This window comes from Paraburkholderia sp. (assembly GCF_034668105.1).
Taxonomy (GTDB): Bacteria; Pseudomonadota; Gammaproteobacteria; order Burkholderiales; family Burkholderiaceae; genus Paraburkholderia.
Genome location: NZ_JAXDPY010000061.1, coordinates 1 through 12,594 on the forward strand (window position 1 = coordinate 1; position 12,594 = coordinate 12,594).

Here is a 12,594-nt window from a genome sequence, read left to right on the forward strand (position 1 = left end):
AAAGAAAGTAAGTGCCGCCCCGCACAGGGGCAACGCTAATAGACCAACATCACTTCAAGGAAAGGCCAAAAATCCAGTTCAGACAAAGTCCAAGAAGTCAGATCAATCAAAGTCCAACGCCGTAGGCGAACAGGCAACCAGGCGCGCGCAGGCAAACAAATCAAGAAAAGGCCAACGCCGTAGGCAAGCACCCAATACCCATCAACCACAAAACCCGCCGAAGGCAAAAAACCTTATTTCATCATCCTTCGCCGAAACAAAACCGCCGAAACAACAAACCCACCCACCACATAAACGACGAGCACACCAACATGCAAAACACCACCATCAACAGGCCGCCCGAGCATAGCCGGCCGAATCAGATCGACAGCATGCGCCAAAGGCAAAAACTCAGTCACGATCCGCGCCGCAGCAGGCAACTGCGAAACAGGAAAGAACACTCCCGACAGCAATAACATCGGCGTCAACACCAACGTCTGATAAAACATAAAAAAATCATACGACGGCGCAAGCGCCGTCACCACCATCGCGAGACTCGCAAACGCGAGCCCCGTCAGCACGATCACCGGCAACGCCAGCAGCATCGACGGAAAATTCGCATAGCCGAGGGCGCCCGCGACCAGCATGATCGCCGCGCCCGATAGCATCGATTTGCTGGCCGCCCAGATCACCTCGCCGAGCACGATGTCACCGAGCGTCAGCGGCGTATGCATGATCGCCTCCCACGTGCGCTGTACGTGCATACGCGAAAATCCCGAATACATCGACTCGAAACTGGCCGACATCATCACGCTCGATGCCACCGTGCCCGCCGCCAGAAACGCGATATACGACACGCCGTCGACATGCCCAACCATCAGACCCAGCCCGAAGCCCAGCCCGAACAGATAGATCATCGGATCGGCAAGATTGCCGAACATCGAAGCAATCGCGAGCTTCTTCCAGACCAGATAGTTGCGGCGCCACACCGCCATCCAGTTGACAGCGTTGGCGGGGAAGGCCGCAAAGGTTTCCTGCTTCGACGGTGTTCCGCCGGGGGTGTCGTATGTACGTGCGTCCATGGTGTGTCTCTTGCCGTGTCGTTGTAGCTGGAGTGGGATGCGAACCGAGTGGCTGTCGCTTCGCATCAGTCCTGCATCTCGCGCCCGGTCAGACGCAGGAATACATCTTCCAGATTCGCCGGGCGATGCAAATAGCGCAGATCGCCGCGTTGCTTGAGCCGGGCATGCACCGGTTGGGCATCGTTCACATAACAGAACAGCGTCTCGCCGCTGATCTCGGTGCGCTCGACCAGCGGCGCCAGTTCATCGCGCAACGCGACCGGATCGGGTCCGAAGATTTCGATCACATCGCAACCGATCTCGGAGGCGATCAGTGCGCTCGGCGCACCTTCGGCGATCTTGCGTCCTTCTTCGATCACGCAAAGGCGGTGGCACAACCGTTCGGCCTCTTCCATGAAGTGCGTGGTCAGCAGAATCGTCTTGCCGCGTGAGAGCAGCGAGCGCAGCCGCTCCCAGATCAGATGGCGCGCTTGCGGATCGAGGCCAGTGGTCGGCTCGTCCATGATCAGCACGTCAGGGTCGTTGACGAGCGCTCGAGCCAGCGTGAGGCGCCGCTTCATGCCGCCCGACAGTTCGCTCACGCGCGCGTCCGCCTTGTTCTCGAGGCGCGCGAATTCGAGCAGCGAAGGCACCATCGCGCGGCATTGCGCGGCGCTCAGACCGAAGTAGCGGCCGAACACCAGCAGATTTTCGCGGACCGTGAAATCAGGATCGAGATTGTCGAATTGCGGTACCACGCCGACTCGCGCTCGCGCCACCCGTGCGCGGCCGGGAATCGGCTCGCCGCATAAGCGGATCGTGCCGGCATCCGGTGCCGCGATGCCGAGCAGCATGCGCAACGTTGTGGTCTTGCCTGCGCCGTTCGGACCGAGCAGTCCGAAACATTCGCCGGCGTTCACATGAAACGACAGCCCGTCGACGACCGTCTTTTCGCCGTAGCTTTTCTTAACCTCGTGGAATTCAATGGCCGCTTCAGACATGGATCGATCAACGCTCCAGAAAACACGTAATTGGTCGCTAAGCCGCTAACGCTGCTAACGCTGCTAAGACCCCTAGGTCGCCAGGAACCCTCGGTCGCTGAAGGCCATTAAGCCGCTTAAGCCCCTCAGGCCCCTCAGGCCATTCAGGCCGCGCCAAGACCCCCAAGACTCGTAAGGCTCACTAGGCCTCTAAGGCCGCCCATTCTATGGCATCGGCAACGCAGTGTTGACCGCCGCCCGCTGCGCCGCGCGGCGTTTTGCGCTGCGACAATATGCGCATCGGTGATCCAAACCCGCTCCAGGCCTGCCCACCAGCACGCGTGCACCTGTTCAGGACGCACTTAGCGTTTTCCATCCCTTGCAACCTGAATTGCGGCGCACCATGATTCATTCAGACCGCGTTCCTCGCGGGATGGGAGAGAATCATGGCGAGCTACCAGAAAATCCTGTTGTGCTACGACGGCTCGCGCGAAGGCCGCAAAGCGTTACGTTGCGGCGCCGACCTGGCGTTGGATCTGAAGGCGGAAACGCACTTGTTGTCGGTGGTCGACATGCGCTCGAGCATTGCGCAAAGCGCGGGCCTGCTGACCGATGTGGCGTGCGGAAGCTTCGAAAAAACAGCCCGCGACATTTTGCAGGAAGGGGTGGACTGGCTCACCGAACGCGGCGTGACCGCGCAAGGGCATTTTGCGTTTGGCCATCCAATCGACGAGATCGCCAACCTGGCCAACGAATTGCATGTCGATCTCGTGGTAGTCGGCCACCGTTGCCGCACCGGTCTGTCACGATGGTGGATGGGCGCGGGCAATACTCCGCTGCTCGACCGGATCTCGTGCAGCATTCTGGTGGCGTGTTCTTCCGCGCAGGAGCAGGAACAACAGCAGGTGGCGGCTGCCTGACGCACGTGGAGTGAAGGCGACGACCGTCAGGTTGGTGGATGGGCGCGGGGAACATCCCGCTGCTCGACCGATTCTCGTGCAGCGTTCTTGTCCGAACGTTCGCCTATGGCGACCGTTCGGTCATACGGTGATTCACTCAAACAAGCGATAGCGCTCGCCAAACGATCACTCCAATTACTCGTTCAAGTTGACCGCTGCGAGCTTCCACGTGAACAAACCTTCGCGCCTGAAGATCGCTGAATAACGCGCATCGCCAGCACCATGTTGATAGGTGACGACGAACTCGTTCAGGCTGCGATAACCCGCGGTTGTCTGCGGCGGTTGCGGTGGCGCCGCACTGTTCTTGCCACCGTTGCCACTATTGCCGCCATTAGCAGCACTGTTGACACCATTGCCCGTGGCAGGGGATGCCGGCACCGATGCAGGCGCCGTGACGTCCGGCGACTGGCCAGCAGCAGGCGGCGCCGGCGGCCGTTCACCCGGATCGCCGCGCGGCGGTATGCCGTTCAGCAAGGCAGCAACGCCGTCGGGTGTTGCATAAGCATCGACCAGCGGACCGATCAAGGCCACGCCGATCATTGCGCCAATGGCGGCCAACGGGTTACCGCCGCCATGCGCGTCCAGCCGCCGCGATAACAAGCCGGTGACCTGCTGCTTGAGACTTTCTCGCAATGCGGGAAAGTCGACGTATTCATTGACGGTTTGCGCATCACGCGCATCCGCCGCGCGTTTGAGGTTATTCAGCGCCATGTAGGGCGACGCGTAACCGAACCCCAATGCGGCGATCACCGCGATCACAATCAGAGTGACGATGAGTGGCCGGGTTGTGCTGCGTCTGTTGCGTGTTGAAACTGCCATCGAGTGGGATTCTCCATCAGGTGTGATCTAACGTGGACCGCGGCCACGCGAAAACGATCCCAGACGATGTGCTATCAGCGGCGGCATGGCAGCCGAGAAACTGCGCGCCGCATAGTGGCATGTCCGCATATCTGAATATCCGCATCTCCACGCGCCGCACAACCGCATTGGAGCGCCGTCCCCGCACAGCACTTGTTAGGCCTCGAACACCGCGCCGTGCACATTGGCCTCGTCGGCGATACAGCGATCGATCATGCGGCATACGGCGTCGACCGTGCCGACCATGATCAGCCGCGACGGCCCATGATAGACCCGCACCGGCGCGCGACGCGCCGGTTCAGCCGTATTCAGCCCCGAATTCAACGACACGCGAGCAAACGCCGGCAACGAGGACGGCAGGCCCGATCCGCTGGCGGGCGCGTCGAACAGCGACGGAGTACTGGCCGAGGCCGAGGACGGCTCGATCAGTGAGCAGGGCACCAGCTTGCGCAGATGGCGCAAACGACCGAACTGGCGAAAAGGCAGCAGGCGGGTAAGGCGTTCCATGAATCTCTCCAGGCGATACAACAGTGGGGCAGCGTTCGGGCAGCTTTGACGCAGTTTCGGGGGCAGCGCTCAGGCCATCCCCGGGCAGCCCTCGTGCAGCTTTCAAGCCAGCTTCGGGGCGGCGCAGGAGCGAGTGGTTAGAACTCGCCCGGGCGGATCAGCCCGACAGCGATACCCTCGAGCGCGAATTCCGCACTGCCGGTTTCAACGAAGATGTTGTCGTAATCCGGGTTTTCGGCAATCAGCTCGATACCGTTCGGCCGGCGCTTCAACCGCTTGACCGTCACGTCGTCGCCAAGGCGCGCGATGATGATCTGGCCGTCTTTGGCTTCGCTTTTCTTTTGCACCGCAAGCAGGTCGCCGTCGAAGATGCCCGCGTCGCGCATGGACAGCCCGCGCACCTTCAGCAGGTAGTCCGGCTTGCTCGAGAACAGCGCCGGGTCGCATGCGTAGTGCTGCGAGATATGTTCCTGCGCGAGGATCGGGCTGCCCGCGGCCACGCGGCCGATCAGCGGCAACGACAGTTGCATGATGCTGGCGTGCGGCAGCGTGAATTGGTACGGCGAATCTTCCGCGCCCGCCAGCAGGCGAATGCCGCGGGATGCGCCTGCCGCGAGTTCGATCACACCCTTGCGAGCCAGCGCCCGCAAATGTTCTTCTGCCGAATTGGCCGAGCTGAAACCCAGCTCGGCGGCGATCTCCGCGCGGGTGGGCGGAAAGCCGGTGCGTTCGATGGCCCGGCGGATCAGATCGAAAACCTGCTGCTGTCGTGCGGTGAGTTTGGTCATGGCGCCACTGTATGGATGAACAGGTGACTGTATTTTTATACAGTATTCGCCGCAATTCAAGCTTTACTTTAAGTTCGCGCCGCGAGGTGGCGTTAGAGCGTCGTATCCCGACGCCTAAACAGCCGTTTTCGTGCCGCAACGCCTTATCTGGCCGTCATTACCACTTTTGCGTATTAAAGAATGAAGAAACATTATTTTTAATGATGAAAGCCCTTCGATAGACTGGCCTCCGAGTTGGCGCTCATGTGCACGTGACCGCGACACAAAACAACACCACACGCTGTTTCAGCGGACCACCACGCGGAGAAAGTTGGCATGAATCATCAAGGCACGGGGCTGGCAGGCAAGACCAGAAAAATCATTGCGGCGCTCGCGGTCGGCGCGGCAGCGGCGCTCGGCGTCATGGCGCAGGCCCATGCAGCCGACACGACACTGCTGAACGTGTCCTACGATCCGACCCGCGAGCTGTACCAGGACATCAACCAGGCATTCGGCAAGGAATGGAAGGCGAAGACCGGCGAGACGATCACCTTCAAGCAGTCGCACGGCGGCTCGGGCGCGCAAGCCCGCTCGGTGCTGGACGGTTTGCAGGCGGACGTGGTGACGCTGGCGCTCGCCTACGACATCGACGCGCTGGCTAACAAGGGTCTGGTCGACAAGGGCTGGCAGAAGCGTTTGCCGGACAACGCCTCGCCGTACACGTCGACGATCGTGTTCCTGGTGCGCAAGGGCAACCCGAAGCACATCAAGGACTGGGACGATCTGATCAAGCCGGGTGTGTCGATCGTCACGCCGAATCCGAAGACCTCGGGCGGCGCGCGCTGGAACTACCTGGCGGCATGGGCCTATGCTGAACATCTGCCGGGCGGCAACGACCAGAAGGCCAAGGACTTCGTCGGCAAGCTCTATAAGAATGCCGGCGTGCTGGATTCGGGCGCGCGTGGCGCGACCACCAGCTTCGTGCAACGCGGTATCGGCGACGTGCTGATCGCGTGGGAAAACGAAGCGTTCCTGTCGCTGAAGGAGTTCGGTCCGGACAAGTTTGAAATCGTCGTGCCGTCGGTGAGCATTCTGGCGGAGCCGCCGGTTGCGGTGGTGGACAAGGTGGTCGACCGGCACGGCACGCGCAAGGTGGCCGAAGCGTATCTGAACTTCCTGTACAGCGAGGAAGGTCAGGAAATCGCCGCGAAGAACTTCTACCGTCCGCGTTCGAACAAGGTGCCCGCTGAGCTGACGGCCAAGTTTCCGAAGCTGAAGCTGTACACGATTGACGATTCGTTCGGCGGCTGGGCGAACGCGCAGAAGACGCATTTTGCCGACGGCGGCGTGTTCGATTCGATCTACTCGCCGCAGTAAGCCGCAGTAAGCGATCCAGAGCTGGACCCGCGCCGTTCTGCGTGCAAGGTATCACCCAGCCAGAAAGCGCGCCCCCGGGCGCTTTCTGGCGAGCCAGGCGGCCAGAAAAGAGCCGCCGGCCTCAACCCTGAAGAGTACTCAGCATGACGACGTTGACCTTCCGAAAACCGAGCGCATTGCCCGGTTTTGGCCTGACACTCGGCATCACGGTGGCTTATCTGAGCCTCGTGGTGCTGATTCCGCTTGCGGCGGCCTTTCTCAAGACCGCGACGCTCGACTGGCCGCAGTTCGTGCGCGCGGTGAGCTCGCCGCGCGTGCTCGCGTCGTATCGCCTGACGTTTTTCTCGGCCCTTGGCGGCGCGCTGATCAATGCGGTATTCGGCTTTCTGGTCGCGTGGGTGCTGGTGCGCTATACGTTCCCGTTCAAACGCATCGTCGACGCGGTGGTCGATCTGCCGTTTGCCTTGCCGACCTCCGTGGCCGGCATTTCGCTCGCGGCCGTGTATGCGGGCAACGGCTGGATCGGGCAGTTCCTCGAACCGCTCGGGATCAAGATCGCGTTCACGCCCGCTGGGGTGCTGATCGCGCTGACCTTCATCGGTTTGCCGTTCGTGGTGCGGACCGTGCAGCCGGTGCTCGAAGAGTTCGAACGCGAACAGGAAGAAGCCGCCGCCTGCCTCGGTGCATCGCGCTGGCTGACGTTTCGCCGCGTGGTGTTGCCGGCGGTGTTCCCCGCGTTGTTGACCGGCTTCGCGCTGGCGTTCGCGCGGGCACTCGGCGAATACGGCTCGGTGATTTTCATCGCCGGTAACGTGCCGATGAAATCGGAAATCACGTCGCTGCTGATCATCACCAAGCTGGAGCAATACGACTACGCCGGCGCCACCGCGATCGCGGTCGTGATGCTGGTGGTGTCGTTCCTGATGCTGTTGTTGATCAATACGCTGCAGTGGTATCTGCAGCGTCGCACGAGCCGTGGTGGCGCGGGTCCCGCGCCGGCCGCCGCGAGTGTGGCGGCGATCGGTGTCGGCGGAGGTGCGCAATGAGCCGCGATTCCATAAAAAGCGCCGCGACCGGCGCGGTCGCCGTGGCGCCGCGTGCGCCGCTCAATGTCGCGCGCCGGCCCGATCCGGTCACCGAGCCGCCCATCGTTCGCTGGATTCTGACTGGCGTTGCGTTGCTGTTTCTCGCGCTGTTCCTCGTCGTGCCGCTCGTTGCCGTGTTCTATCAGGCGCTCGCCAAGGGCGTCGGCTTCTATCTGGAATCGCTGGCCGATCCGGATGCGTTGTCGGCCATCAAGCTCACTGTCATTACCGCTGCGATCGCCGTGCCGCTGAATCTGGTGTTCGGCCTTGCGGCGTCATGGTGTATCGCCAAATTCGAATTCCGCGGCAAGGCATTGCTGACGACGTTGATCGATCTGCCGTTCTCGGTTTCTCCGGTGATCTCCGGTTTGCTCTACGTGCTGATGTTCGGCGCGCAAGGCTGGTTCGGTCCGTGGTTGCTAGACCATGACGTGCAGATCATTTTCGCGGTGCCGGGCATTGTGCTGGCGACGATCTTCGTCACGTTCCCGTTCGTCGCGCGTGAACTGATTCCGCTGATGCAGGCGCAAGGCAACGACGAAGAAGAAGCCGCGCACGTGCTCGGCGCGTCGGGCTGGCAGATCTTCCGCCGCGTCACGCTGCCCAACGTCAAATGGGGCCTGCTGTACGGCGTGATTCTGTGTAACGCGCGGGCAATGGGCGAGTTCGGCGCGGTGTCGGTGGTGTCGGGTCACATTCGCGGCCAGACCGACACGATGCCGCTGCACGTCGAAATTCTCTACAACGAATACAACTTCTCGGCGGCATTCGCCGTGGCGTCGGTACTGGCCTTACTCGCACTCGTCACGCTCGGTTTGAAGCTGCTCGCCGAGCGTCATATGTCAGCGGAACTGTCGGCCGCGCGCGATGTGCCGGCGTATGCCGGTCCTGTCACGCCCGTGTCCTCACCGTCCGCTTCGCAGTCTGTCAACACACCGCATGTGTCGAGAAATGCAGTCAAGCACCCGCTCAAGCAAGGAGAGCTGTAATGGGTATCACCGTTCGTAACCTGCAAAAGCGCTTCGGCGATTTCGTCGCGCTCGATAACGTTTCGCTCGACTTTCCGCCGGGTGAACTGGTTGCGCTGCTCGGGCCGTCGGGTTGTGGCAAGACCACCTTGTTGCGCGTGATCGCCGGACTTGAATACGCGGACGGCGGTCAGGTCGTGCTGCAAGGCCAGGACGTCGCGACGGTGGGTGCGCGTGAGCGTGAAGTCGGCTTCGTGTTCCAGCATTACGCGCTGTTCCGTCATATGACGGTGTTCGAGAACGTCGCGTTCGGCTTACGCGTGAAGCCCCGCAAGGAGCGGCCTTCGGAAGCGGTGATTCGCGAGAAGGTCCATGAACTGCTGAAGCTCGTGCAACTCGACTGGCTCGCGCAACGCTATCCGTCGGAACTGTCGGGTGGCCAGCGGCAGCGGATTGCGCTCGCGCGCGCGCTGGCGGTCGAACCTAAAGTGCTGCTGCTCGACGAACCGTTCGGCGCGCTGGATGCGAAGGTACGCAAGGAATTGCGTAGCTGGCTGCGTCGTTTGCATGACGACCTGCATATCTCGACGATTTTCGTCACGCACGATCAGGAAGAAGCACTTGAAGTAGCCGACCGGATCGTCGTGCTGAACCGCGGGCATGTGGAGCAGGTCGGCAGTCCGCAGGACGTGTACGACCATCCGCAAACCTCGTTCGTCTACGAGTTTCTCGGCGCGGCGAACCGTCTGCATGGCAACGTGGATGCGAGCGGTTTCGTGGTGGACGGCGCGGCGCTGCCGGTTGCGATCAAGGCCGACTTCAAGGGGCCGGCTTTTGCCTATGTGCGTCCGCACGATCTGCAGTTGTATCCGCAAGCATCGGGCCACCGCGAGGGCATTGTGGTCGACGTGCGGCGTGTAGTGACGCTCGGCGGCTCGGTACGTGTGGAACTCGCGGGCCGTGAGGGCAATGTGCTCGAGGCGGAGCTCGATCGTGAATCGTGGCGCGATCTGCAACTGGCAATCGGCGATGGTGTCACGGCCGTGCCGCGAGCGTTGCGCGTATTTCCCGCGCAATGAGCAGCGTTGCAAATGACACCTTAAGCGATGCCTTAAGCGACGTCATGAGCAGCGCGACACCACTCGGCGTTTCAATCGAACTCTAATAAATTAACTCTGGCCTAACCGGAGACATTCAGATGAATTTCCAGCAATTGCGCTTCGTGCGCGAGGCCGTGCGTCAGAACATGAATCTGACCGAGGTGGCGAACGTGTTGTACACGTCGCAGTCGGGTGTGTCGAAACAGATCAAGGATCTGGAAGACGAGCTCGGCGTCGACATTTTCATTCGACGCGGCAAGCGTCTGACGGGTCTTACCGAGCCGGGCAAGGCGGTGCATCAGCTGATCGAGCGGATGCTGCTCGATGCGGAGAATCTGCGCCGCGTCGCGCGTCAATACGCGGATCAGGACAGCGGCCACCTCGTGGTGGCGACCACGCACACGCAGGCGCGTTACGCGCTGCCAAAGGTGATCCGTCAATTCACCGAGGTGTTCCCGAAGGTGCATCTGGCGCTGCGCCAGGGCAGCCCGCAACAGATCGCGCAGATGATCATCAACGGCGAAGCGGATATCGGCATTTCGACCGAAGCGCTCGACCGCTTCCCGGATATCGTCACGTTCCCGTGCTATTCGTGGCATCACGTCGTGGTGGTGCCGAAGGACCATCCGCTGGTGGGCCGCGAAAATCTGACGCTCGACGAGATCGCCGAATTCCCGATCGTCACGTACGACCAGGACTTCACGGGCCGCTCGCATATCGACCAGGCGTTCGCAAAAGCGGGGGCGTTGCCCGACGTCGTGTTGACCGCGATCGATGCCGACGTGATCAAGACTTACGTCGAACTCGGCATGGGCATCGGCGTGGTCGCGGCCATGGCCTACGATCCGAAGCGCGATACGGAACTGGTCGCGCTCGATACGCAGCATCTGTTCGAGGCGAGCACGACGCGGCTCGGCTTGCGCAAGGGCGCGTTCCTGCGTGCGTATGCGTACCGGCTGATCGAAATGTTCGCGCCGCAGTTGAACGAAGCGGAAATCGCCGCACAGTTGCGCGAGGCGGTTTGAGAGGCGGCGAAGCCAAAACGAACGGCCATCCGTTTTTCCACGCATGGCGGCGTGTGGCGCATCGCTTACAATCGCCGCCATGAATACTCTGACTTCCTCTTCCGCGACGCCTTCCGGTGAAGGCACAACGCCGCAACTGCCGTGCATCGCCGTGCTGGCAACCGGCGGCACGATTGCCGGGGCCGCCGCGGACGCCACCAACACGTCCGGCTATCAGGCGGGTGTGGTTGGCGTCGATCAATTGCTGGCCGTGGTGCCGGCTTTGTCCACGGTCGCGCGGATCGCGGCCGAACAGATTGCCAGCGTCGACAGCAAAGACATGGCCCTGGCGCTGTGGACCACGCTCGCGCAACGCATCAATACGCTGCTCGCCGAAGATGACGTCGACGGCGTGGTGGTCACGCACGGCACCGATACACTCGAAGAAACCGCTTATTTACTGCATCTGACGATCAAGTCGGATAAGCCGGTGGTGCTGACCGCGGCAATGCGGCCGGCCTCGGCGCTTTCCGCCGATGGCCCATTGAATCTGCTGAATGCCGTGACGGTGGCGGCGAACGCGGCTGCGCGCGGGCAGGGCGTGCTGGTGGCCTTCAACAACAGGATTCACAGCGCCCGCGACGTGGTCAAGACGAGCACCTATGCCGTCGACACGTTCCAGTCGCCGGAGATCGGCGCGCTCGGCTGGGTGCAGGACGGCCGCGTCGAATTCCAGCGCAGCGTGGTGCGCCCGCATACGCGCGCGACGGAATTCGTGATCGGCGCGAAGTGGCCGCACGTGGAAGTCGTGGTGAGCTATGCAGGTGTTTCGCGGATTGCCGTGGATGCGCTGGTGGCAGCCGGCGTGCGCGGCATCGTGGTGGCGGGTACGGGCAATGGCTCGATCCACGCCGCCATGCAACAGGCCTTGGCCGATGCGGCCTCGCAAGGCGTGGCGGTGGTGCGTTCGTCGCGCGTGGGCTCAGGTCACGTGATGCGAAACGGCGCGGCCGCGGACGACGCGCTTGGTTTCGTCAGCGCGGGTTCGCTGAATCCGTACAAGGCGCGGGTTCTGCTGATGCTCGCGCTAGCCGCGGGTGGCACGGGGGCGGTTGCGCTGCAGAAGACTTTCGATACGTACTGATTGATTGAGCGCGGACGGCCCGCTTCAAAGTCAGAACCGTGTCCCGCACATGAAGCTTGAATGACAACGCGGCGCCCAGGTCATCGACCCGAGCGCCGCGTTGTCGTTTCAGCTTGAGGTTTCCCGCTCTCGCCGGAATCAGGCGACCCCGGCAAGCCTCAGCGCACCAGATCAGGCCGCCAGATCCGGAGGCAACTTCCCGCCGTTTGCCGCCAGCGCCACCATCACCTGTTTGTGCAGCCAGACGTTCATGCTCGCTGAATCGTTCGTGTCGCCGGTGTACTTCAGCTCCTTGGCGAGCTGCTTGCGATGGTCGAGGCTGCTGTCGACGCCGAGCGCTTTCAGCGTGTCGACGATCGACGTGCGCCAATTCAACGTTTGCCCGCTCTCACTCACGAACTGGTCCATGACGACAGCAACGTCGACGTCGGCCAGCGGTGCGGGTGCCGGCGCAGCCGCCGGTGCGGCGGCTTGCGCTGCTGCCGGATCCGGGGTCGGCTCGACCGCGGGCGCAGGCTGGTCGGGCTTCGCTTTGCCGAAGAGCTTGTTTACGATGTCACCAAAGATGCTCATTCTGAATCCTTTGCAGATGGGTTACTGGCGCAAGCACATTTCGCTTGCGGGATGAACACTGGTTGGGGAATGGGCCAAACTCGGGCCGAAAATCAGGCGAACGAAGCAGAGAGCATGCTGGCCATGATCGGCAAGCCACACTTGAACGCCACACTTGAACACCGCGTTTGAACGCCGCGTTTGAACACCGCGTTTGAACGCCGCGTTTGAACACCGCGTTTGAACACCGCGT

At 61.9% G+C, this 12,594-nt stretch carries 14 protein-coding genes; 8 read left to right on the top strand and 6 right to left on the bottom strand.

Annotated features, from left to right (window positions below):
- Window positions 1-233 precede the first annotated feature (233 nt).
- Window positions 234-1,061: an ABC transporter permease gene (locus tag QOC89_RS03060; protein WP_323043673.1), complete on the bottom strand. Its 828-nt coding sequence runs from the start codon at window positions 1,059-1,061 to the stop codon at window positions 234-236.
- A gap of 65 nt (window positions 1,062-1,126) precedes the next feature.
- Window positions 1,127-2,041, bottom strand: a complete 915-nt coding sequence (nodI, locus tag QOC89_RS03065) for a nodulation factor ABC transporter ATP-binding protein NodI (RefSeq protein ID WP_323043674.1) — start codon at window positions 2,039-2,041, stop codon at window positions 1,127-1,129.
- 425 nt (window positions 2,042-2,466) lie between these two features.
- Between nodI and QOC89_RS03070 the strand changes: the two genes are divergently transcribed.
- A complete protein-coding gene (locus QOC89_RS03070) occupies window positions 2,467-2,940 on the top strand; it encodes a universal stress protein (RefSeq protein WP_323043675.1) in 474 nt (157 codons plus the stop codon).
- Between the two features lie 174 nt (window positions 2,941-3,114).
- On the opposite strand, the gene QOC89_RS03075 is transcribed toward QOC89_RS03070, so the two are convergent.
- From QOC89_RS03075 to lexA, 3 genes are all read right to left on the bottom strand, one after another.
- Complete coding sequence (locus QOC89_RS03075) at window positions 3,115-3,798, bottom strand: DUF2939 domain-containing protein (protein WP_323043676.1); 684 nt, start codon at window positions 3,796-3,798, stop codon at window positions 3,115-3,117.
- 195 nt (window positions 3,799-3,993) lie between these two features.
- Window positions 3,994-4,344, bottom strand: coding sequence for a hypothetical protein (locus tag QOC89_RS03080; RefSeq protein ID WP_323043677.1), 351 nt, complete (start codon window positions 4,342-4,344; stop codon window positions 3,994-3,996).
- Between the two features lie 137 nt (window positions 4,345-4,481).
- Entirely contained in the window at window positions 4,482-5,132 is a 651-nt protein-coding gene (gene lexA, locus QOC89_RS03085) for a transcriptional repressor LexA (protein WP_179731383.1), read from the bottom strand.
- A gap of 11 nt (window positions 5,133-5,143) precedes the next feature.
- Here lexA and QOC89_RS03090 point away from each other — a divergent pair, with 11 nt between their 5' ends.
- The 7 genes from QOC89_RS03090 to QOC89_RS03120 all read left to right on the top strand — a co-directional run bounded on the left by QOC89_RS03090 (window position 5,144) and on the right by QOC89_RS03120 (window position 11,789).
- Window positions 5,144-5,353, top strand: coding sequence for a hypothetical protein (locus QOC89_RS03090; RefSeq protein WP_323043678.1), 210 nt, complete (start codon window positions 5,144-5,146; stop codon window positions 5,351-5,353).
- A gap of 94 nt (window positions 5,354-5,447) precedes the next feature.
- On the top strand, window positions 5,448-6,488 hold the full coding sequence (locus QOC89_RS03095) for a sulfate ABC transporter substrate-binding protein (protein WP_323043679.1): 1,041 nt from the start codon (window positions 5,448-5,450) through the stop codon (window positions 6,486-6,488).
- A 143-nt stretch (window positions 6,489-6,631) separates the two neighbouring features.
- Window positions 6,632-7,534 (top strand): sulfate ABC transporter permease subunit CysT, encoded by a 903-nt coding sequence (cysT, locus tag QOC89_RS03100; RefSeq protein ID WP_323043680.1) that lies wholly within the window; start codon window positions 6,632-6,634, stop codon window positions 7,532-7,534.
- Complete coding sequence (cysW, locus tag QOC89_RS03105; RefSeq protein WP_323043681.1) at window positions 7,531-8,562, top strand: sulfate ABC transporter permease subunit CysW; 1,032 nt, start codon at window positions 7,531-7,533, stop codon at window positions 8,560-8,562. Before cysT ends, cysW begins: the two co-directional genes overlap by 4 nt.
- Complete coding sequence (locus QOC89_RS03110) at window positions 8,562-9,620, top strand: sulfate/molybdate ABC transporter ATP-binding protein (protein ID WP_179731392.1); 1,059 nt, start codon at window positions 8,562-8,564, stop codon at window positions 9,618-9,620. The genes cysW and QOC89_RS03110 overlap by 1 nt, the downstream gene beginning before the upstream one ends.
- Before the next feature lie 119 nt (window positions 9,621-9,739).
- A complete protein-coding gene (locus QOC89_RS03115) occupies window positions 9,740-10,666 on the top strand; it encodes a CysB family HTH-type transcriptional regulator (protein WP_323043682.1) in 927 nt (308 codons plus the stop codon).
- Window positions 10,667-10,745: 79 nt separating this feature from the next.
- Window positions 10,746-11,789: an asparaginase gene (locus tag QOC89_RS03120; protein ID WP_323043683.1), complete on the top strand. Its 1,044-nt coding sequence runs from the start codon at window positions 10,746-10,748 to the stop codon at window positions 11,787-11,789.
- 171 nt (window positions 11,790-11,960) lie between these two features.
- Here the strand turns inward: QOC89_RS03120 and QOC89_RS03125 are convergent, their stop codons facing one another.
- Window positions 11,961-12,362, bottom strand: coding sequence for a DUF3597 domain-containing protein (locus tag QOC89_RS03125; RefSeq protein ID WP_323043684.1), 402 nt, complete (start codon window positions 12,360-12,362; stop codon window positions 11,961-11,963).
- Window positions 12,363-12,594 lie beyond the last annotated feature (232 nt).